This is a genomic window from Clavibacter nebraskensis NCPPB 2581 (assembly GCF_000355695.1).
Classification (GTDB): domain Bacteria; phylum Actinomycetota; class Actinomycetes; order Actinomycetales; family Microbacteriaceae; genus Clavibacter; species Clavibacter nebraskensis.
The window spans coordinates 1,427,900-1,448,344 of record NC_020891.1 but is presented as its reverse complement, the minus strand read 5'-3'; the positions used below and the strand labels follow the sequence as shown (position 1 = coordinate 1,448,344).

Genomic DNA, 20,445 nt, shown 5'->3' with positions numbered 1-20,445 from the left:
CCGCACGGGCGACGCCCGGCCGACCTCGCTAGCGTGGGGATCCCACCCGCAAGAGGAGTCCGCGTGCCCCGTCCCACCGACATCATCATCAGCCCGCTCGACGGGAAGCGCGCCGTCGTCACCGGCGGCAACAGCGGCCTCGGCCTCGAGACCGCGCGCCGGCTCGCCGCGGCCGGCGCCTCCGTCGTCCTCACCTCGCGCGACCCCGAGCGCGGCGAGGACGCGGCGGGCACCATCCGCGACCGCCACCCCGGCGTCCACGTGGAGGTCGGATCCCTCGACCTCGCGGACCTCGCCTCCGTGCGCGCCTTCGCCGACCGCGAGCTCGAGCGCGGGCCCATCGACATCCTGGTCGACAACGCCGGCGTCATGGCCCCGCCGGACCGTCGCGAGACGGCCGACGGGTTCGAGATCCAGCTCGGCACCAACCATCTCGGCCACTTCGCTCTCACCGGCCTGCTCCTGCCCGCGCTCCAGGCGGCCGACGCGCCCCGCGTGGTCGTCGTCTCGAGCCTCGCGCACTGGATGGGCCGCATCGCGTTCGGCGACCTCCAGTCCGAGCGCCGCTACAGCCCCTGGGCGGCCTACGGTCAGGCCAAGCTCGCGAACCTCCTGTTCATGCGCCGCCTGCAGGCGCTCTCCGAAGAGCGGGGCTGGGGCCTCACGGCCGTCGCCGCGCACCCCGGGATCACATCCACCAACCTCGCGAAGAACGGTCCGGGATCCGGGCCCCCGGGCGTCATGAGCGACCTCGCGGCGAAGTTCGGGCCGGCCGCGATGGGCCAGGACGTGCGCGTGGGCGCGCTGCCGCAGATCCAGGCCGCGACCGGCCTCGGCGTGCACCCGGGCGACTACTACGGCCCCGCGGGCCCGGGCGGCATGACCGGCATGCCGCACCTCGCCGCGTCGAGCCCGTGGTCGAAGGACCCAGAGCTCGCCCGCCGCCTGTGGGATGCGTCCGAGCAGCTGACCGGGGTCGTCTACCCCGCCTAGCCCGCCACCGATGCACGGCCGATGCGCCCGGGGATCCCCCGGGCGCATTCCCTATGGTGGGGACATGAGCATCGACGCCGACCGCCCCTGGGTACGCAGCTACGCGGACGGGGTGTCGGCCGACATCCCGCCCGTGATCGGATCCCTGGTCGACATGGTCGAGCGCTCCATCCAGCGGCACGCCAAGGCCGTCGCGCTCGAGTTCTTCGGCCGCGAGACGACCTACCGCGAGCTGGGCGACCAGATCAGCCGGGCCGCCGAGGGCCTGCGCCGCCTCGGCGTCCGGAAGGGCGACCGCGTCGCCCTCGTGCTGCCGAACTGCCCACAGCACGTCATCGCCTTCTACGCAGTGCTGCGGCTCGGCGCGATCGTCGTCGAGCACAACCCGCTGTACACGCCGCGCGAGCTGCGGCACCAGTTCGAGGACCACGGCGCCCGCGTCGCCATCGCCTGGAACACCGTCGTCGGCACCATCCAGGACATGCCGCGCGACGTGCCCGTCGACACGATCGTCTCGGTCGACCTGCCTGCCGCCATGCCGCTCGCCACCCGCCTCAAGCTCCGCCTGCCGGTCCCCGCCGCCCGCCGCGCCCGGGCCGCGATCACGACGCCCGTGACGGGCACCGTCACGTGGGAGGAGCTGGTCGACCACCGCCGCATCGCCGCCTCCCGCCCCCGGCCCGAGCTCGACGACACGGCCATCCTCCAGTACACGAGCGGCACGACCGCGAGCCCCAAGGGCGCGGTCCTCACCCACCGCAACCTGCACGCGAACGCCATGCAGGGCCGCGCCTGGGTGCCCGGCCTCGCCGACGGCGGCGAGACGGTCTACGGCGTGCTGCCGATGTTCCACGCCTACGGCCTCACGCTCTGCCTCACGTTCGCCATGGCGATCGGCGCGCGCCTCGTGCTCTTCCCGAAGTTCGACGTGGACCTCGTGCTCGCCGCTGCCCGGAAGCACCCGCCGACGTTCCTCCCCGCCGTGCCGCCCATCTACGAGCGGCTCGCGCGCGGCGCGAAGGAGAGGAAGGTGGATCTCACGGGCGTCCGCTTCGCGATCTCCGGCGCCATGAATCTGCCGGTCTCGACCGTCGAGCTGTGGGAGGGCCTCACGGGCGGCTACCTCGTCGAGGGCTACGGGCTCACCGAGACCTCGCCCGTCGCGCTCGGCAACCCGATCGGCCCGTCGCGACGGCCCGGCACCGTGGGCGTCCCGTTCCCGAGCACCGAGGTGCGGGTCGTGGATCCCGAGGACCCGACCGTCGACCGCGCGCCCGGCGAGGAGGGCGAGCTCCTCATCCGCGGTCCGCAGGTGTTCCAGGGCTACTGGCGCCGCCCCGACGAGACGCGCGCGGCGCTCCTCGACGGCGGCTGGTTCCGCACGGGCGACATCGTGCGCGTCGACGCCGACGGATTCACGACCATCGTCGACCGGATGAAGGAGCTCATCATCACGGGCGGCTTCAACGTCTCCCCCAGCGAGGTCGAGGACGTCGTGCGCGGCGCCCCGGGCGTGCAGGGCGTCGCCGTCGTCGGGCTGCCCTCAGCCGACGGCGGCGAGGACGTCACGGCGGCCGTCGTGCTGGATCCGGGCGCGACGCTCGACGAGTCCGCGATCCGCGCGTACTGCCGCGCGCACCTCACCGCGTACAAGGTCCCCCGCCGCGTCGTGCAGGTCGATGCGCTGCCGACGTCGCTCATCGGCAAGGTCCTCCGCCGCCAGGTGCGCGAGGACCTGCAGCGCGAAGGCTGACCGCCGCCTGGCAGGACGGGCTGGGCGCCGGGTCGGCGGCCGCGACGGTCCTACGGTGGACGAGCACGTTTCGTGCACCAACCATCGAAGGAGCGCCATGACTCGAGGCATCGCCGTCGTCACCGGAGGATCGGCCGGACTGGGCCGCGCGACCGTACGGGAGCTGGCCGACCGCGGCTGGGACGTCGCCGTCCTCGCGCGCGGCGAGGACGGCCTCGCGGGCGCCGTCGCCGACATCGAGGCGCGCGGGCGCCGCGGCCTCGGCATCTCCACCGACGTCGCCGACCGCCTGGCCGTGGAGGCCGCCGCCGACCGCGTCGAGGACGAGCTCGGCCCCATCGACCTCTGGGTCAACGACGCCATGGTCGGCGTCTTCGGCGAGTTCCTCACCACGGATCCGGCCGACTTCGAGCGCGCCACCGCGGTCAACTACTTCGGCTTCGTGAACGGCACGCGCGCAGCCCTCAGCCGCATGGTGCCGCGCGACCGGGGCCACGTGATCCAGGTCGGCTCGGCGCTCGCCCACCGCGGGATCCCGCTGCAGGCCGCGTACTGCGCCGCCAAGCACGCGGTGCAGGGGTTCACCGAGTCGGTGACGACCGAGCTGATCCACAACGAGAGCAAGGTCACGATCTCCACGGTCGACATGCCAGCGCTCAACACGATCCAGTTCAACTGGGTCAAGTCGCAGCTGCCGCACCACCCGCAGCCCGTGCCGCCGATCTTCGAGCCCGAGGTGGGCGCGCAGGCCATCGCCGCGGTCGCCGAGAAGCCGAAGCGCCGCAACTGGGTCGGCGAGCCCACCGTCATGACGGTGCTCGGCAACCGCTTCGTCGCGAACTGGCTCGACGGCTACCTCGCGAAGACCGGCTACACCGGCCAGCAGGCCGCGGACAAGACGCAGCCGATGCTCACGACCAACCTCTACACGCCGACCGCGGGCGACCACGGCGCGCGCGGCATCTTCAGCGACCGCGCCCGGATGATGAGCCCGCAGGTGTGGATCGTCCGCAACCGCGCGAAGGCCGTCGCCATCGGCGCGGGCGCGCTCCTCTCGGGCGTCGTCGCCGGCACCGCAGCACTGCGTCGCCGATAGCCTCGACGCATGGGTGACATCGACGCGATCGTGGTCGGCTCGGGGCCGAACGGGCTGGCCGCGGCCGTGACGATGGCCCGGGCGGGGCTCCGCGTGGAGGTGCACGAGCGGGCCGACACGATCGGCGGCGGCAGCCGCACGGCCGAGCTCACGCTCCCCGGCTTCCACCACGACATCTGCTCCGCCGTGCACCCGATGGCGCTCGCGTCCGGGTTCTTCCGGGCGTTCCAGCTCGACCGGCGGATCGACCTCGTCGTCCCCGAGATCTCCTACGGGCACCCGCTCGACGGCGGCGTCTCCGGCATCGCATACCGCGACATCGACCGCACGGCCGACGCGCTCGGCGTGGACGGCCGGGCGTGGCGCCAGCTGCTGGGACCGCTCGCCGCGCAGGCCGATCGCGTCGCCCAGTTCACCAACGGACCGCTGCTGCAGGTGCCGCGGCACCCGCCGACCGCGATCGCCCTGGGGCTCCGCGCGCTCGAGCAGGCCTCGCCGCTGTGGAACGCGCGGTTCCGCGGCGACGTCGCGCCCGCCATGTTCACCGGCGTGGCCGCCCACGCGATCCAGACCATGCCGAGCATCTCCACGGCCGCGGCCGCGCTGTCCCTCGGCGCCTACGCCCACGCGCGCGGCTGGCCGGTGCCGATCGGCGGCAGCCAGTCCATCGTCGACGCGATGGTGGACGACCTGCGGGCGCACGGCGGCGAGGTGATCACGGGATCCGAGGTCCGGAGGCTCCGCGAGCTGCCCGCCGCCCGAGCGGTGCTGCTCGACACCAGCGCCCGGGCCCTCTCCCGCATCGCGAGCGACCGACTGCCCGCGCGCTACCTCCGCGCCCTGCGCCGCTTCCGCTACGGCAACGCCGCCTCGAAGGTCGACTTCGCGCTCTCCGGGCCCGTGCCGTGGACGGATCCCGAGCTGCGTAAGGCGGGCACGCTGCACGTCGGCGGCACGCGGGCCGAGATCCAGCGGGCCGAGCGCGACGTGGCCGCGGGCCGCCACAGCGACGACCCGTACGTGCTCGTCGCGCAGCCCTCCATCGACGACCCCGGCCGCGCGCCTGCGGGGAAGCACGTGCTCTGGGCGTACACGCACGTGCCCGCGGGATCCACGGTCGACCAGACCGAGGCGATCACCCGCCAGATCGAGCGCTTCGCCCCGGGCTTCCGCGACCTGATCCTCGCCTCCTCCAGCATCGACGCCGTGGGGATGGAGGAGCACGACCCGAACTACATCGGCGGCGACATCGCCGCGGGTGCCGCGAGCGTCTGGCAGCTGCTCGCGCGTCCCGTGCTCTCGCCGGATCCGTGGCGCACGCCCGCCGCGGGCGTCTACCTCGCGTCGAGCTCGGCGACGCCGGGACCCGGCGTGCACGGCATGGCCGGGTACCAGGCAGCCCGCAGCGCGCTGCGGCACGAGTTCGGGATCGAGCGCGGGCCGGACCTGTCGCCCTAGCGGCGGGCCGGGGCGCGTCGCGCGTCCGCCGGTGGTTACCGGAGCCTGAGGCCGGGGGCAGACTGGACGCATGTCCGTCACCCGCCGCCGCATGGCCTGCTCGCCCTCCGACGTCGCCGAGGTGGTGACCGACGGCTGGCTGTTCCCCTCCTGGGTCGTCGGTGCGTCCCGGATGCGGGCCGTCGACGACGCGTGGCCCGCGGTCGGCGCGCAGCTGCACCACTCGTTCGGCTCGTGGCCCGTCCTCCTCGACGACGCGACCACGATGCTCGAGTGGGATCCGCCCCGCCGCATGGTCATGCAGCCCAAGGGCTGGCCGCTCGGCGAAGCCCGCGTGACCCTCGAGGTGCGGACGCTCCCCGACGGCTGCGAGGTGCGCATGACCGAGGTGGCCGTGCGCGGACCGGGGCGGCTCGTGCCGGCGCCGGTGATGGACCTGCTCCTGCACGCGCGCAACGTGGAGACGCTGCGCCGGCTCGCGTACCTGGCCGAGGGGCGGCACGCGGGACGGGGGTGATCCCCGCGACGCCCGCGTCCCCGCGCCGTCGCCTCCGCGTCACCGGCGACGACGCGCCCGCGGCCTAGGGTGGGAGGGGTGACCACCCCCATCGACCGGCCCTGGCTGGCCAGCTACGCGCCCGACGTCCCGCACGAGATCGACCTGCCGCAGGGATCGCTCGTCGACATCGTCGACCAGGCCGTGCTCCGGTTCCCCGGCGGCACCGCGCTCGACTTCCTCGGGGCGGAGACCAGCTACCGGGAGCTCGGCGAGCGGATCGCGCGCGCCGCGCAGGGCCTGCACGACGCCGGCGTGCGCGCGGGCGACCCCGTCGCGATCATGCTGCCGAACTGCCCGCAGCACGTCGTCGCGTTCTACGCGGTGCTGCGCCTCGGCGCGGTGGTCGTCGAGCACAACCCTCTGTACACGCCGCGCGAGCTGCAGCACCAGTTCGAGGACCACGGCGCCCGCACCGTCATCGCGTGGGACAAGACGGTCGCCACGGTCCAGGCGCTCCCCGACGGCGTGCGGCCCGAGCGCATCGTGTCGGTCGACGTGACGCGCGCCATGCCGCGACGCACCCGGCTGCTCCTCCGCCTGCCCGTCCCGAAGGCCCGCGCGGCGCGCGCCACGATCGCCGCGAAGGTCACGGGCACGACCACCTGGGAGCGGATCTCCGCCGCCGCTCCCCTGCCGGTAGACCACCCACGTCCGGCGGCGACCGACCTCGCGGTGATCCAGTACACGAGCGGCACGACGGGCGCGCCCAAGGGCGCCGAGCTCACGCACCTGAACCTCAGCGCGAACGCCGCCCAGTCGCGCGCGTGGGTGCCCACCGTCTCGCGCGGCACGAGCGTCGTCTACGCCGTGCTGCCGATGTTCCACGCCTACGGGCTGACCCTCTGCCTCACCTTCGCGATGAGCATGGGCTCGCGCCTCGTGCTCTTCCCGCGCTTCGAGCCCGACCTCGTGCTGCAGGCGATCCGCCGCCACCCGCCGACGTTCCTGCCCGCCGTGCCGCCGATCTACACGCGGCTGCGCGAGGCCGCCGAGGCGGAGGGCGTGTCGCTCGACGGCATCTCGATCTCCATCTCCGGCGCGATGGCGCTCCCCGAGTCGGTCGTGGTGCCGTGGGAGGAGCAGACCGGCGGCTGGCTCGTCGAGGGCTACGGCCTGTCGGAGTGCTCGCCCGTGCTGATGGCGAACCCCGTCGGCGACACGCGTCGCGCCGGGACGGTGGGCCTGCCGCTGCCGAACACCGAGGTGCGGGTCGTCGATCCCGAGGACCCGACCGTCGACCGGCCCGCGGGCGAGCCCGGCGAGCTGCTCGTGCGCGGACCCCAGGTCTTCCGCGGCTACCACGGCCGGCCGGAGGAGACCGCCGCCGTGCTGCTCGAGGGCGGCTGGCTCCGCACGGGCGACGTGGTCACGATCGACGCGGACGGTTTCGTGCGCATCGCCGACCGGATCAAGGAGCTCATCATCACGGGCGGGTTCAACGTCTCGCCGAGCGAGGTCGAGGACGCGGTGCGCGAGCTCCCGGGCGTGCGGGACGCCGCCGTGGTCGGGATCCCGCGGGACGGCGGCGACGAGGAGGTCGTGGCGGCTGTGGTGCTCGAGGACGGCGCGACGCTCGACGAGCAGGCCGCGCGGACGACGCTGCGCGGCGAGCTCGCGGCCTACAAGGTGCCGCGGCGGATCGTGGTGCTCGACGAGCTGCCGACGTCGTTGCTCGGCAAGGTGCTGCGCCGGAAGGTGCGCGAGGGGATCGTCGCGGCGGAGTAGGCGCCCGGGCGTCCGCCCGGAGGCGGCAGGGTCCTAGAAGAAGTCCCCGCCGCCGAAGTCCCCGCCACCCATGTCGGCGCCGCCGCCGAAGTCGCCGACTCCCGGGTCGGCACCGCCGGCGTCCGTCGCGGACGCGTCCGCTCCGCCGTCGCCGCCCGCGTCGGCGCCGCCGTCGGCGCCGTCCCCGCTCGCCTGGTCCTGCCCGACCGCGTCGGGGATGAGCGCCTGCGCGATGGCCGAGCCGACCACGACGCCGGCGATGGTGCCGAGCATGGATCCGGCGATCATGCCGCCCATGCCCATCCCCGCGCCGCCCCCGCCCGCGAGGCCGCCGCGCGGGCCGAGGGTGCGCTCCAGGGTGCCGGGCGCGCGCATCTCGGAGCGCGTGGCGGAGCGGGCGAGCGACTCGGGGCGGTCGTCCACGGGCGCGTCGCCCTCGGCGGCGTCCGAGCTCAGCTGGCGGAAGAGGATCTCGCGCTGCTCCGGGGTGAGCTGCCGGAACGCCTCGAGGTGCACCTCCTCGATCCTCTCCGGCGGCGCCGTGCGGAGCAGGTAGCGGTAGCGCTCGACGGCGATCTCGTCGGCGCTGCGCTCGACCGGAGCGCTGCCCGATGCACGGTCACGTCGTCCGGCGGGCTGCTCGTCGCGGCCCAGGAGCCTGTCCAGGAAACCCATGGTGGTGCCTCTCGCCGGGGCCGGATCGGCGCGGGTCGCCGACCTCGTCGGCCTCCGGCAACCGTACGCGGCGGGCCCGGGAGCCCCGTGGGAGCCGGGTGCTCATCGCCTCCGCCGGCAGGGCGCGCGCGTCAGCGGTCGCGTGCGGATCCCCGCTGCTGGACCCGGCGGCGCACGGCGCGGACGACGAGCAGGAGGAGCAGGAGCCCGAGCACGCCGTACACGGCGTAGTCGAGGTACTGCGCGTAGCGGTCGATCAGCTCGTACTGGCTGCCGAGCGCCGCGCCCAACCCGATCAGGGCGCCGTTCCAGAGTCCGCTGCCGGCGATCGTGGAGAAGCTGAACGTGCCGAGGTGCATGCCGGCCGCGCCCGCGGGCAGGGAGATCAGGCTGCGGACGCCCGGCACGAGGCGGCCGAAGAACACCGCCGAGCGGCCGTGGCGGTGGAACCACGCGGCGGCCACCTCGAAGTCGTGGCGCTCGACGAGCGGCAGCTTCGACAGCACGCGGATCGTCCGCTCCTCCCCCGCCTTCCGGCCCAGCCAGTAGAGGAGCAGGGCGCCGAGGTAGGCGCCGAGCGTGCTGGCGACGATGACGAGCACGAGGTTCATGCGCCCCGTGGCCGCGACGAATCCGGCCAGCGGGAGCACGACCTCGCTCGGGATGGGCGGGAAGACCGTCTCGATGAACGTCATCGCGCCGACGCCCACCTCGCCCAGCGCCTCGATCACGCGTGCCACGGCGCCCACGAGACCGTCGAGGCCCTGGAGCGGGTCCTCGCCCGTCGCCGCGGGACGGATCCTGGCGGTCGTCGTCGGCAGGAGGGTCGGCGGCATCAGGGCGGTCACCCGACCACGGTACCGGGCGACACCCGGGGCGCCCATGCAGGTGACTCCCGGCGGACGTCGCCGTCCTCCACCAGGCGGCGGTGCGTCCGCTCGCCCCCGCCGGGTGTCGCGTACCGTGGTCGGGTGCTGTCTCCCCTCCGCCTCCCCCGGTCCCTCCGCACCTCCGTCTCCCTCCTCGCCGCCGTCGGCCTCGTCGCGGTCCTCGGCGCCTGCACCGCCGAGGACCGGGCGCCCGAGGTGCTCCGTCCGGTGACCGCCGCGCCCGATGCGCCGCTCACCGTCGTGGGCCAGGCCGACGACTCGGACGCGTCCGTCGCCATGAGCGCCAGCCTCTTCCGCCAGGCCCCCGTCGCCGTGCTGGCGCCCGCGGGCGACCTCGCCGCCCAGGAGCTCGGGGCCGAGGCCGCGGTCGCGCTCGGCGCCCCGCTCCTCGTCCAGGGGTCGGGCGCGGAGTCCGAGATCCAGCGCCTGGGATCCTCCGGGGTGCTCGCCGTCGGCGACCTCGGGGACGACGCCACCTCGGCGCTGCCGCCGTCGACCACCGTGGTGCGCGCCGATAATGCCGCCGATGTGGCCCGGGTGACCGGGGCCGACGTCGCGGACGCGCCCGACCAGGATCCGTCCGCCGCCGTGTCGCGCGTCTCCGCGCTCCCCGCGCCGGACGGCGACGCCTCCCCGACGACACCGACCGCCGGATCCGCGGACGACGCCCTCCCCGCCACCGCGCCCGCGGCCGCCCTCACCGGGGCGCACGCGCTGGCCACCGACGCCGCGTCCTCGCTCGCCGCGGTCGCGACGGCGCGGGCCGCCGGGGTCGGCGTGACGGTCGTGCCGGAGGCGTCCCCGGACCCGCGGGCCTCCGCCGACGCGGTCGCCGCGCTGCACGACGCGGGCGCGACGAGCACCATCGCCGTCGGCGCCGCCTACGCGGACGACGCCGCGCTCGAGGGCCGCATCCGCACCGCGTCCACGGGCGATCAGCTCCCGGGCGGCGGCCAGCTCGTCCTCCCGGGCAAGCGCTACGTCGCGCTGTACGGCGCGGCCGGCACCGGCGCGCTCGGCGTGCTCGGCGAGCAGGGGCCGGCGGACGCCGTCGCGCGCGCGAAGGCGCAGGCCGCCGAGTACCAGCCGTACTCCGACGAGCCCGTGATCCCCATGTTCGAGCTGATCGCCACGGTCGCCGCCGGATCCGCGGGCCCCGACGGCGACTACTCCTCCGAGGTCCCCGCCGAGACGCTGCAGCCCTGGATCGACGCCGCCCGGGAGGCGGGCGTCTACGTCGTCATCGACCTCCAGCCCGGCCGCACCGACTTCCTCACGCAGGCGAAGCGCTACGAGTCGGTGCTCGCGCAGCCGGGCGTCGGACTCGCGCTCGATCCCGAGTGGCGGCTGGGGCCCGACCAGGTGCCGCTGAAGCAGATCGGCAGCGTCTCTGCGGCCGAGGTCGACGCGACGACCGACTGGCTCGCCGGCGTCGTGCGCGAGAGGGGCATCCCGCAGAAGATGCTCGTGCTGCACCAGTTCCGGCTGAGCATGATCCAGGACCGTGCGTCGCTCGACATGGACCACCCGGAGCTCACGATGCTCGTCCACGCGGACGGGCAGGGCGGGCAGCCCGACAAGCAGGCGACCTGGCGCGCCCTGCACGCCGACGCGCCCGCCGGGATGGCCTGGGGCTGGAAGAACTTCATCGACGAGGACCACCCGATGCTGAGCCCCGAGCAGACGATGCGCGAGGTCTCCCCCGTGCCGGACCTCGTCACCTACCAGTAGCCGGGGCGCCCGCGGGCGTCAGGACTCGGTGACGTCGCCCCGCTCCACGTGCCAGTGCCGGTCGAGGCGCACGGCGTCGAGCATGCGGCGGTCGTGCGTGACGAGCAGCAGCGTGCCGTCGTAGGAGTCGAGGGCCTGCTCGAGCTGCTCGATGGCGGGCAGGTCGAGGTGGTTGGTCGGCTCGTCGAGCACCAGCAGGTTGACCCCACGGGCCTGCAGGAGCGCGAGGCCCGCGCGCGTGCGCTCGCCGGGAGAGAGGCCGTCGACGGGACGCGTGACGTGGTCGGCGCGCAGGCCGAACTTCGCGAGCAGCGTGCGGACCTCGGCGGGCGAGAGATCCGGCACCTGCTCCGCGAACGACTCGGCGAGGGGCAGCTCCCCGCGCAGCGACTGGCGGGCCTGGTCGATCTCGCCCACCTGCACGCTGCGGCCGGGCGACGCGTCGCCGGCGTCCGGGGCGATGCGGCCGAGGATCAGCCCGAGCAGCGTCGACTTGCCAGCGCCGTTCGGGCCGGTGATCCCGATGCGGTCGCCGCCGTCGACCTGGAGCGACACGGGACCCAGGGTGAAGCCGCCGCGCGTGACGGTCGCCGCGCGCAGCGTCGCGACCACGGCGCTCGACCGGGGCGCCTGCCCGATGGTGAAGGCGAGCTCCCACTCCTTGCGCGGCTCCTCGACCTCCTCGAGGCGCGCGATGCGGCTCTCCATCTGGCGGACCTTCTGGCCCTGCTTCTCGCTGGACTCGGCCGCGGCCTTGCGGCGGATCTTGTCGCTGTCGGGGGCCTTCCGCATGGCGTTCCGGACGCCCTGCGACGACCACTCGCGCTGCGTGCGGGCGCGGGACACGAGGTCCGCCTTCGTGTCGGCGTACTGCTCGTACGCCTCGCGCGCGTGTCGCCGGGCGACCTGGCGCTCCTCGAGGAAGGCGTCGTAGCCGCCGTCGTAGACGCGGACGCTGTCCTGCGCGAGGTCGAGCTCGACGACGGTCGTGACGCAGCGGGCGAGGAACTCGCGGTCGTGGGAGACGAGGACGACGCCCCCGCGCAGTCCGCGCACGAAGGACTCCAGGCGCGCGAGGCCGTCGAGGTCGAGGTCGTTGGTGGGCTCGTCGAGGAGGACGACGTCGAAGCGGCTGAGGAGGAGCGCCGCGAGGGCGACGCGGGCCGCCTGCCCGCCGGAGAGGCCGGCGGTGGGGAGCTCCGGATCCAGGTCGAGCCCGAGCTCCGCGAGCGTCACGGGGAGGCGCTCGTCGAGGTCGGCCGCGCCGCTCGCCATCCAGCGGTCGAGCGCGGTGCCGTACGCGTCGTCGGCGCCCGGCAGGCCCTCGCCCAGCGCGACGGCCGTGCGATCCAGCTCGGCCGAGGCCTCGGCGCACCCCGTGCGACGGGCGACGTAGCCCGCCACGGTCTCGCCGGGGATCCTCTCGTGCTCCTGCGGTAGCCAGCCGATGAACGCGTCGGCGGGCGAGAGCAGCACGCGACCGTCCTGCGGCGCGTCGACGCCGGCGAGGAGCCGGAGCAGCGTGCTCTTCCCGGCGCCGTTCGCGCCGACGAGGCCCACGACGTCCCCGGGCGCGACCGTGAGGTCGAGCCCGGAGAACAGCGTGCGGTGCCCGTGGCCTCCGGCGAGGCCGCGGGCGACGAGGGTCGCGGTCACGAGGCCTGCGCGCGCTCCAGCACGAGCTCGCGGACGCGGGCCGCGTCCGCCTGGCCGCGCATGGCCTTCATCACGGCGCCGATGACGGCGCCGGCGGCCTGCACCTTGCCGTCGCGGATCTTCGCGAGCACGTCAGGCTGCGCCTGCAGCGCCGCGTCGATCGCCTCGATGAGCGGGCCGTCGTCGGACACGACCGCGAGGCCGCGGGCGTCCACGACCTCCTGTGCCGTGCCCTCGCCGTCGATGACGCCCTCGATCACGTCGCGCGCGAGGCGGTTCGTGAGCGTGCCGGCCTCGACCAGCTCGATGACGGACGCGACCTGCGCGGGGCTGATGAGCGTCGCCGCGTCCACGCCGCGCGCGTTGGCGATGCGGGCGATCTCGCCCGTCCACCACTTGCGCGCCGCCTGCGGGGCGGCCCCGGCCTCGACCGTGTCGACGAGCTCGGTGAGGAGCCCGGAGTTCACGACGTCCTGGAACTCGAGGTCGGTGAAGCCCCACTCGGCCTTGAGCCGGCGGCGGCGGATCGCGGGCGCCTCGGGCAGGGCCGCCCGCAGCTCCTCGATCAGCTCGGCGCTCGGCTGCACGGGCAGCAGGTCGGGCTCCGGGAAGTAGCGGTAGTCGTCGGCGTCGCTCTTCGGGCGACCGGCCGAGGTGCGGCCGGTGTCCTCGTGCCAGTGCCTGGTCTCCTGCGTGATCGTGCCGCCGGACGCGAGGATCGCCGCCTGGCGCTGGATCTCGTAGCGGATGGCGCGCTCGACGCTGCGGAGCGAGTTGACGTTCTTCGTCTCCGTGCGGGTGCCGAGCTTCCCGGATCCGCGCGGGCTCAGCGAGATGTTCGCGTCGCAGCGCAGGTTGCCGCGCTCCATCTTCGCGTCCGAGATGCCGAGCGCCACGACGATGTCGCGGATGGTCGACACGTACGCCTTCGCGAGCTCGGGGGCCTCGGCCTCCGCGCCGTAGATGATGTCGGTGACGATCTCCACGAGCGGCACGCCGGCGCGGTTGTAGTCGACCAGCGAGTGGTCGGCGCCCTGGATCCGGCCCGTCGCGCCGCCCACGTGCGTGAGCTTCCCGGCGTCCTCCTCCATGTGCGCGCGCTCGATGGGCACCGTGACGATGCGCCCGTCGGGCATCTCGACCTCGACGGAGCCGCGGAACGCGATGGGCTCGTCGAACTGGCTGATCTGGTAGTTCTTCGCGAGGTCCGGGTAGAAGTAGTTCTTCCGGGCGAAGCGGGAGCTCGGCGCGATCTCGCAGCCGAGCGCGAGACCCAGGCTGATCGAGTACCTGACGGCCTGCTCGTTCACCACCGGCAGCGAGCCCGGGAGGCCCAGGTCCACGGGCGTGATGTTGGTGTTGGGCTCGCCGCCGAAGAAGTTCGGGGCGTCGGAGAACATCTTCGTGCGCGTGTTCAGCTCCACGTGCACCTCGAACCCGAGCACGGGCTCGAACATCTCGATGGCCTCGTCGTAGTCCATCAGCTCTGCCTTGGCCATCAGTGCGTGTCTCCGTCCGTGGTGCGCGTCGCGGCGCGCGCGAGCTCGGGCGCCTGGGCGAGCAGGGGCCCGCCCCACTGCCGCTCGAGGATCCCCTCGAGCGCGGCGCCGACCGTGTACAGGCGCGCGTCCTCGCGGGCGGGCGCAATGAACTGGATCCCGACGGGCAGGCCGTCCTCGGGCGCAAGCCCGATGGGGAGGCCGATGCCGGGGACGCCCGCGAGGTTCGCGGGGATCGTGGTGAGGTCGTTGAGGTACATCGCCAGCGGGTCGTCGAGCTTCTCGCCGAGCTTGAACGCCGTCGTGGGCGCGCTCGGCGTGACCAGCACGTCGACCTGCTGGAACGCGGCGTCGAAGTCGCGCTGGATGAGCGTGCGCACCCTCTGCGCGCTGCCGTAGTACGCGTCGTAGTAGCCGGCGCTCAGCGCGTACGTGCCGAGGATGATGCGGCGCTTGACCTCGGGGCCGAAGCCGGCCTCGCGGGTCGCCGCCATGACGTCCTCGACGGTGCCGCCGCCGGGCGGGTTGACGCGGAGGCCGAAGCGCACCGAGTCGAACTTGGCGAGGTTGCTCGACGCCTCCGCGGGGAGGATCAGGTAGTACGCGGCGATGGCGTGCTCGAAGTTCGGGGCGCTCACCTCGACGATCTCGGCGCCCGCCTGCTCGAGGAGGTCGAGCGCCTCGCGGAAGCGCTGTGTGACTCCGGCCTGGAAGCCCTCGCCGTCGAGCTGCTTCACGACGCCGATGCGGAGGCCCTTCACGGATCCCTCGCGCTGCCCGGCGCGTGCGGCCTCAGCGAACGAGGGCCACGCGTCGGTGAGCGAGGTGGAGTCGCGGGGGTCGTGCCCGCCGATGACGTCGTGCACGAGCGCCGAGTCGAGCACCGTGCGGGACACGGGGCCGACCTGGTCGAGGCTGGAGGCGAGCGCGATGGCGCCGTAGCGGCTCACGCCGCCGTAGGTGGGCTTGACGCCGACGGATCCGGTGACGGCGGCGGGCTGGCGGATGGAGCCGCCCGTGTCGGAGCCGAGCGCGACGGGCGCCTCGAAGGCGGCGACCGCGGCCGCGGATCCGCCGCCCGAGCCGCCGGGGATGCGGTCGAGGTCCCACGGGTTGTGCGTGGCGCCGAAGGCCGAGTGCTCGGTGGAGGATCCCATCGCGAACTCGTCCATGTTGGTCTTGCCGAGCGGCACGAGGCCCGCGGCGCGGAGGCGCCGGACGACCGTGGCGTCGTACGGCGGGGTCCAGCCCTCGAGCATGCGCGAGCCCGCGGTGGACGGCATGTCGATGGTGCAGAGGACGTCCTTGATGGCGATGGGCACGCCGGCGAGCGGCCCGAGCGGGGCGCCGTCGGCGCGCTGCGCGTCGATCGCCGCGGCGCGCCCGAGCGCGCGTTCCCCGGAGACGTGGAGGAACGCGTGGACGTCGCCGTCGACGTGGTCGATGCGGTCGAGGTGCGCGCGCACGGCGTCGACGCTCGAGACGTCGCGGGAGGCGAGGCGGTCGGCGAGGTCGGCGGCGCTGAGGCGCGTGAGGTCGTCGGTCATGGTGCTCCTACTGCTCTTCGCCGAGGATCGCCGACACCTTGAAGCGGGATCCGTCGTGCTCGGGTGCGCCCGCGAGCGCCTGGGCCGTGGTGAGGGTCTCGCCCGGGACGTCGGGGCGGTACACGTTGACGAGCGGGATCGGGTGGCTCGTGGCGGGCACGTCCGGTCCCGCGACCGCGGTGACCTTCGCGACGGACTCGACGATGAGGCCGAGCTCGGTCGTGAGCTGGTCGATCTCCTCGGCGCTCAGGCGGATGCGCGCGAGGCCGGCGAGGTGCTCCACCTGCTCCCGGCTGATCTGCTCCGTGGGGGTCGGCGCCTGGGGGGTCTCGTCCCCGCTGGTCGCGTCGGCGGGCTCGGGCCGGGTGTCGGGCATGCGTCTCCAAAGGACTGTGTGCGGGGGTACCGGGAGATTCTATTAGCGTGACCCCCATGCCCACCGCCGCCCGGATCCCCGCCCGCCGCCGATCGGGAGGCCCTCGCGCCGCCGCGGTCGCCGCCGTCGCCGCGCTGGCCCTCGTGCCGCTCGCCGGATGCGCGCCCGTCAGCGACGTGCGCGGGAACTGGCACCTGGTGTCCGGATCCGACTCCGCGGGCGACCTCGGCGTCGGCGACACGCTCATCACGATGCGCGTCGGCGGCGGCGAGGTCAGCGGACGCGGCCCGTGCAACGACTACTCGGGGCGCATCGGCGCGCGCGGCGACGGCATGCTCGGCGGGCTCGCCCCGGGCGCGCTCCCGTGCGAGGACGGCGGCCTCGAGGCGCGCTACTTCCAGGACCTCGCGTCGGTGTCGTCGCTCGAGGTGGACGACGGCCACCTCGTCGCCACCGGACCCGGCGACGTGCGGCTGGAGTACGCCGAGCGCAGCCGCGGCTGATCGCGGTGCCCGCTACCGGGCGCTGGCATCCGCGAGGACGTCGCGCACGGTCCGGCGGTCGATGCCGATGAGCGCGAGGTTGCGGAACGACTCCGTGCCGCGGTCGAAGTAGCTGTTGTGCCCGACGACGCCCGCGAGGGATCCGTCGGCGGAGACACCCGAGGCCGCACCCGTGCCGCCGACCCCGAAGTGCTCGGCGCCGAACGACGCGCTGCCCGGGTCCGAGCCGAAGTACGACGACCCGACCACCGGATCCCCCGGCGCCTCGCCCACGAACACGCGCCCGGCGGGCACGTCCAGCTCGCGCGCGTCGCGGACGGCGCCGCCCGGGGACCCGACCACGGCCAGGGCGTCGACGGACGCCCGACCGCTCGAGAGCGCGAGCAGCGCCGCCGACGACCCGTAGGAGTGCGCGATGACGGTGAGGTACGGCGGGTCGTTGCGGCGCAGGCCCTGGATCCCCTGGATCGCGCCCTCGAGGTACTGCGCGCCCTCGTGCGCGAGGTCGAGGGAGCCGATCCCCAGCAGGTCGGGCGTGCGGTAGCCGATCCAGGCGATGGTCGCGACGCCGCCCGCGCTCGCTCCGAGCAGCGACGCCTGCTGCTGCTGGAGACGCGCGGCGACGTCCGTCCAGTCGACCAGGCGGTCGGACACGGAGTAGAACATGCCGGGCACCGCGATGGACACGTACGCCGCCGTGTCGAGGTCGCCCATCACCACGCCGGCGCGTCCCGGCCAGGTCGTGTCGAGCGTCAGCAGCGACCGCGCCGGGCCGCCCGCGGCGGGTTCCAGCGCGCGACGCACCTCGGCGAGCATGGCCAGGCCGCGGCCGATCGACTGCTGCGCGCCGCGCCCCGGCGTGGTCGCGGAGCTGGCGTGCAGCTCGCGCTCGCGCTGGTCGAGGAACCGGCGGTTGGCGGCGTCGCGCTCGACCACGGGGATCCCCTCCAGGTTGCCCACGAGCTCCGGCATCCCCTCGGCCAGGTCCCGGCGCTCGGCCTCCGCGAGGCCCGACCACCAGGCGGCGACGCCCGAGACGGAGGGCGGGCGGCGGACGAGCTCCCGGATCGTGTCCGGGATGGCGCGCGCGAGCCGCCGGAGCTCCGGCGCGTCGAGTGCGGGCAGCGCGCCCAGGAGCGCGACGGGGGACGTGTCGCGGAGCGCCCGGTCGGAGACGTCCCGGTCGCGGAGCTGCTGGACGATGCGCGCGGGGCTCGGCTGGTGCGCGCCCGTGGCGGGATCCGCCGCGTCCGGCCCGGCGAGGACGGCGGGCGGACCCGTCTCCGCGACCGCCGCGGTCGGGGGTGCCACGAGCGCCCCGACCAGCGCGCAGGCGAGACCGAGGGCGGTGAGGAGCGCGCGGAGGCGAGTCGTCACGGTTCGAGATCCCCCAGCATCCCGCGTGGCAGGCCCAGCGCCTGTGGATGGCGCCCCGCGCCGACGCGTCCGCCCATGCTATCGGCGCCGGGTGGCGGGTGGAAGGCCCGATCAGGGGGTGATCGTGGGATCTCCCGGCTCGGCCGCGGCGTCGGTCGCGGTCGCGGGATCCGCCTCGGCCGGGGTCGTCCGCTTCCGGGCGCGCTTCGGCGCCGGAGCGGCGCCATCCGCGGTCCCGCCGCCCGGCGCGGGATCCGCGTCGGCGGCATCCGGCGCGGGATCCGCGTCGGGCAGCGCGATCGCCTCGGGCCCCTGCTCCACGAGCAGGCGGAACTCGGCCGCGTCGATGATCCGCACGCCGAGCGCCTCCGCCTTGCCGAGCTTGGAGCCCGCGCCGGGTCCGGCCGCGACGTAGTGCGTCTTCTTGCTGACGCTGGATCCCGCCTTGCCGCCGGCCGCCATGATGGCCTCGAGCGCGCCCTCGCGGGTGTAGCCCTCGAGCGAACCCGTGGCCACGACCGTGAGGCCCGCGAGCACGCCGCCCGCGGCGGCCGCGGCGCCCGGACCCGGGTGGCCGGGGACGGCCGTGACGACGCCCGCCTTCTCCCACCGCTCCACGATCTCGCGGTGCCAGTCGACCTCGAACCAGTCGAGGAGCGCGTCGGCGATGATGCCGCCCACGCCGTCGACCGCGGCGAGCTCCTCGCGGCTGGCGGAGCGGATCGCGTCGAGCGAGCCGAACCAGCCGGCCAGCGCGCGCGCGGCGACCGGACCCACGTGCCGGATGCTGAGGGCCACGAGGATGCGCCACAGGTCCTGGGTCTTCGCCTTCTCCAGGTTCTCGAGCAGCACCTCGGCGGACTTCGACGGGACGCTGTCCTCGTCTCCCCACGGCGCCGCGGGATCGAAGGCGCCGTCGCGCTTCGGCGCGCGCTTGCGCCGGAACGGCGTGACGCGCTTGGCCTCACCCGTCTTCTCGTCGACCTTCACCATGCCCGTCTCCGCGTCGCGCACGACGACCGTGATGGGCACGAGGTCGGCCATCGTCAGCTCGAACAGGCCCGCCTCGGTCTCGAGCGGCGGATCCTCCGGCTCGAGCGGCTGGGTGAGCGCGGCCGCGGCGACCTCGCCGAGGCCCTCGATGTCGAGCGCCCCGCGCGAGGCGACGTGCTCGACGCGACCGCGCACCTGCGCCGGGCAGCTGCGCGCGTTCGGACAGCGGAGGTCGATGTCGCCCTCCTTGGCCGGCTTGAGCGGCGTTTGGCACTCCGGGCAGAGCGTGGGCATGACGAACTCGCGCTCCGTGCCGTCCCGCAGCTCTACGACCGGGCCGAGCACCTCGGGGATGACGTCGCCGGCCTTGCGCAGCACGACCGTATCGCCGATGAGCACGCCCTTGGCCTTCACGACCTGCTGGTTGTGCAGCGTGGCCTGGCGCACCTCGGATCCGGCGACCTCGACCTTCTCCATGACCGCGAACGGCGTGGCGCGGCCGGTCCGGCCGACGCTGACGACGATGTCGAGGAGCGTCGTGTTGACCTCCTCGGGCGGGTACTTGTACGCCGTCGCCCAGCGCGGCGCGCGGCTGGTGGCGCCGAGCTCCTCGTGCAGGCCGAGGTCGTCGACCTTGACGACGATGCCGTCGATCTGGTGCTCGACCTCCGCGCGGTGGGCGCCGTGGCGCCGCACGAACGCCGTGACGTCGGCGATGTCGTCGAACACGCGGAAGTGCGTGGAGATGGGGAGACCCCAGTCGGCGAGCAGCCCGTAGACCTCGGACTGCGCGGACACGTGGGCGTCGCGCTCGAGCTCCCGGACGGGCCACGCGCCGATGCCGTGCACGAGCATGCGGAGGCGGCGCATGCGCGCGTGCATGAGCTCGAGGCGCGCGGGGCTCTTGCCCTCCTCCTTCTGGCGCAGGGATCCGGCGGCGGCGTTGCGCGGGTTCGCGAACACGCGCTCCCCCACCTCCAGCTGCCGGGCGTTGAGCTCGTCGAACTCGGCGACGGGGAAGAAGATCTCGCCGCGCACCTCGACGAGAGGCGGGTGCCCGGATCCGGCGAGCCGCTCGGGCACGGTGCCCATAGTGAGGACGTTCTGCGTGACGTCCTCACCGACGACGCCGTCGCCGCGGGTGGCCGCCGTGACGAGCACGCCGTGCTCGTAGCGGAGGTTGATGGCGAGCCCGTCGATTTTGAGCTCGCTCAGGTACCGGACCCGGCCGCTGCCGGCATCGCGCTCGACCTTGGCGGCCCACTCGGCGAGCTCCTCCTCGCTGAAGACGTTGTCGAGGCTGAGCATGCGCTCGGCGTGGATGACGGGCGCGAAGAGCGTGGTCTCCGCGCGGCCGCCGACCGTCTGCGTGGGGCTGTCCTGGCTGCGGAGCGCGGGGTGCGCCTCCTCGAGCGCCTCGAGCTCGTGCACGAGCGCGTCGTAGTCGGCGTCGCTGAGGGTGCTCGCGTTCGCGGAGTAGTACTCGTCGCGGTGGCGCTCGATCTCGGTACGGAGGGCATCGACCCGGGCGGAGGCGGCCTCGAGGTCGGCGGGGGTGGTGGCGGGGACCGCGTCGTCCGCGGCGGGCGATGCGGTGGCGGTGTCGCTCATGCG

16 protein-coding genes are annotated in these 20,445 nt (G+C 74.6%); 8 read left to right on the top strand and 8 right to left on the bottom strand.

The annotated features are described in order from the left end of the window. Positions 1–63: 63 nt before the first annotated feature. From CMN_RS06820 to CMN_RS06795, 6 genes are all read left to right on the top strand, one after another. Positions 64–993: an oxidoreductase gene (locus CMN_RS06820; protein ID WP_015490105.1), complete on the top strand. Its 930-nt coding sequence runs from the start codon at positions 64–66 to the stop codon at positions 991–993. A gap of 64 nt (positions 994–1,057) precedes the next feature. Further along, positions 1,058–2,746 (top strand): long-chain-fatty-acid--CoA ligase, encoded by a 1,689-nt coding sequence (locus tag CMN_RS06815; RefSeq protein ID WP_015490104.1) that lies wholly within the window; start codon positions 1,058–1,060, stop codon positions 2,744–2,746. A 97-nt stretch (positions 2,747–2,843) separates the two neighbouring features. Next, positions 2,844–3,842 (top strand): SDR family oxidoreductase, encoded by a 999-nt coding sequence (locus CMN_RS06810; RefSeq protein WP_015490103.1) that lies wholly within the window; start codon positions 2,844–2,846, stop codon positions 3,840–3,842. Positions 3,843–3,851: 9 nt separating this feature from the next. Beyond that, positions 3,852–5,300, top strand: coding sequence for a phytoene desaturase family protein (locus CMN_RS06805; RefSeq protein ID WP_015490102.1), 1,449 nt, complete (start codon positions 3,852–3,854; stop codon positions 5,298–5,300). A 70-nt stretch (positions 5,301–5,370) separates the two neighbouring features. Next, positions 5,371–5,817, top strand: a complete 447-nt coding sequence (locus CMN_RS06800; RefSeq protein ID WP_015490101.1) for an SRPBCC family protein — start codon at positions 5,371–5,373, stop codon at positions 5,815–5,817. A 78-nt stretch (positions 5,818–5,895) separates the two neighbouring features. After that, complete coding sequence (locus CMN_RS06795; RefSeq protein WP_015490100.1) at positions 5,896–7,584, top strand: long-chain-fatty-acid--CoA ligase; 1,689 nt, start codon at positions 5,896–5,898, stop codon at positions 7,582–7,584. Positions 7,585–7,617: 33 nt separating this feature from the next. Here CMN_RS06795 and CMN_RS06790 read toward each other — a convergent pair whose 3' ends face one another. Both CMN_RS06790 and CMN_RS06785 read right to left on the bottom strand, forming a co-directional pair. Next, on the bottom strand, positions 7,618–8,259 hold the full coding sequence (locus CMN_RS06790) for a hypothetical protein (protein ID WP_015490099.1): 642 nt from the start codon (positions 8,257–8,259) through the stop codon (positions 7,618–7,620). Between the two features lie 131 nt (positions 8,260–8,390). Beyond that, entirely contained in the window at positions 8,391–9,095 is a 705-nt protein-coding gene (locus CMN_RS06785) for a DedA family protein (protein ID WP_015490098.1), read from the bottom strand. Between the two features lie 135 nt (positions 9,096–9,230). Between CMN_RS06785 and CMN_RS06780 the strand changes: the two genes are divergently transcribed. Then, the gene (locus CMN_RS06780; protein ID WP_015490097.1) at positions 9,231–10,880 is read left to right on the top strand and encodes a hypothetical protein; all 1,650 of its coding nucleotides are present in this window, start codon (positions 9,231–9,233) and stop codon (positions 10,878–10,880) included. A gap of 18 nt (positions 10,881–10,898) precedes the next feature. Here CMN_RS06780 and CMN_RS06775 read toward each other — a convergent pair whose 3' ends face one another. Genes CMN_RS06775 through gatC form a run of 4 tightly spaced genes read right to left on the bottom strand, consistent with a single transcriptional unit; the run spans position 10,899 to position 15,958 of the window. Continuing rightward, complete coding sequence (locus CMN_RS06775; protein ID WP_015490096.1) at positions 10,899–12,536, bottom strand: ABC-F family ATP-binding cassette domain-containing protein; 1,638 nt, start codon at positions 12,534–12,536, stop codon at positions 10,899–10,901. Beyond that, entirely contained in the window at positions 12,533–14,035 is a 1,503-nt protein-coding gene (gene gatB, locus CMN_RS06770; RefSeq protein ID WP_015490095.1) for an Asp-tRNA(Asn)/Glu-tRNA(Gln) amidotransferase subunit GatB, read from the bottom strand. Before gatB ends, CMN_RS06775 begins: the two co-directional genes overlap by 4 nt. Further along, the gene (gene gatA / locus CMN_RS06765; protein WP_015490094.1) at positions 14,035–15,582 is read right to left on the bottom strand and encodes an Asp-tRNA(Asn)/Glu-tRNA(Gln) amidotransferase subunit GatA; all 1,548 of its coding nucleotides are present in this window, start codon (positions 15,580–15,582) and stop codon (positions 14,035–14,037) included. Before gatA ends, gatB begins: the two co-directional genes overlap by 1 nt. A gap of 7 nt (positions 15,583–15,589) precedes the next feature. Further along, positions 15,590–15,958 carry an Asp-tRNA(Asn)/Glu-tRNA(Gln) amidotransferase subunit GatC gene (gene gatC, locus CMN_RS06760; protein WP_015490093.1) on the bottom strand — a complete coding sequence of 123 codons (369 nt, stop codon included), beginning with the start codon at positions 15,956–15,958 and terminating at the stop codon, positions 15,590–15,592. Between the two features lie 56 nt (positions 15,959–16,014). Between gatC and CMN_RS06755 the strand changes: the two genes are divergently transcribed. Further along, complete coding sequence (locus CMN_RS06755) at positions 16,015–16,461, top strand: META domain-containing protein (protein ID WP_227077771.1); 447 nt, start codon at positions 16,015–16,017, stop codon at positions 16,459–16,461. A gap of 12 nt (positions 16,462–16,473) precedes the next feature. Here CMN_RS06755 and CMN_RS06750 read toward each other — a convergent pair whose 3' ends face one another. Then, positions 16,474–17,838 carry an alpha/beta hydrolase gene (locus tag CMN_RS06750; RefSeq protein WP_015490091.1) on the bottom strand — a complete coding sequence of 455 codons (1,365 nt, stop codon included), beginning with the start codon at positions 17,836–17,838 and terminating at the stop codon, positions 16,474–16,476. Positions 17,839–17,949: 111 nt separating this feature from the next. After that, on the bottom strand, positions 17,950–20,442 hold the full coding sequence (gene ligA / locus CMN_RS06745; RefSeq protein ID WP_015490090.1) for an NAD-dependent DNA ligase LigA: 2,493 nt from the start codon (positions 20,440–20,442) through the stop codon (positions 17,950–17,952). Between the last annotated feature and the right edge of the window lie 3 nt (positions 20,443–20,445).

What these genes read in the sequence shown, in the direction of transcription:
- CMN_RS06815 (WP_015490104.1), top strand. Translation starts at nt 1,058, where the DNA reads ATGAGCATCGACGCCGACCGCCCCTGGGTACGCAGCTACGCGGACGGG.
- CMN_RS06810 (WP_015490103.1), top strand. Translation starts at nt 2,844, where the DNA reads ATGACTCGAGGCATCGCCGTCGTCACCGGAGGATCGGCCGGACTGGGC.
- CMN_RS06805 (WP_015490102.1), top strand. Translation starts at nt 3,852, where the DNA reads ATGGGTGACATCGACGCGATCGTGGTCGGCTCGGGGCCGAACGGGCTG.
- CMN_RS06800 (WP_015490101.1), top strand. Translation starts at nt 5,371, where the DNA reads ATGTCCGTCACCCGCCGCCGCATGGCCTGCTCGCCCTCCGACGTCGCC.
- CMN_RS06790 (WP_015490099.1), bottom strand. Translation starts at nt 8,259, where the DNA reads ATGGGTTTCCTGGACAGGCTCCTGGGCCGCGACGAGCAGCCCGCCGGA.
- CMN_RS06785 (WP_015490098.1), bottom strand. Translation starts at nt 9,095, where the DNA reads ATGCCGCCGACCCTCCTGCCGACGACGACCGCCAGGATCCGTCCCGCG.
- gatB (WP_015490095.1), bottom strand. Translation starts at nt 14,035, where the DNA reads ATGGCCAAGGCAGAGCTGATGGACTACGACGAGGCCATCGAGATGTTC.
- gatA (WP_015490094.1), bottom strand. Translation starts at nt 15,582, where the DNA reads ATGACCGACGACCTCACGCGCCTCAGCGCCGCCGACCTCGCCGACCGC.
- gatC (WP_015490093.1), bottom strand. Translation starts at nt 15,958, where the DNA reads ATGCCCGACACCCGGCCCGAGCCCGCCGACGCGACCAGCGGGGACGAG.
- CMN_RS06755 (WP_227077771.1), top strand. Translation starts at nt 16,015, where the DNA reads ATGCCCACCGCCGCCCGGATCCCCGCCCGCCGCCGATCGGGAGGCCCT.
- ligA (WP_015490090.1), bottom strand. Translation starts at nt 20,442, where the DNA reads ATGAGCGACACCGCCACCGCATCGCCCGCCGCGGACGACGCGGTCCCC.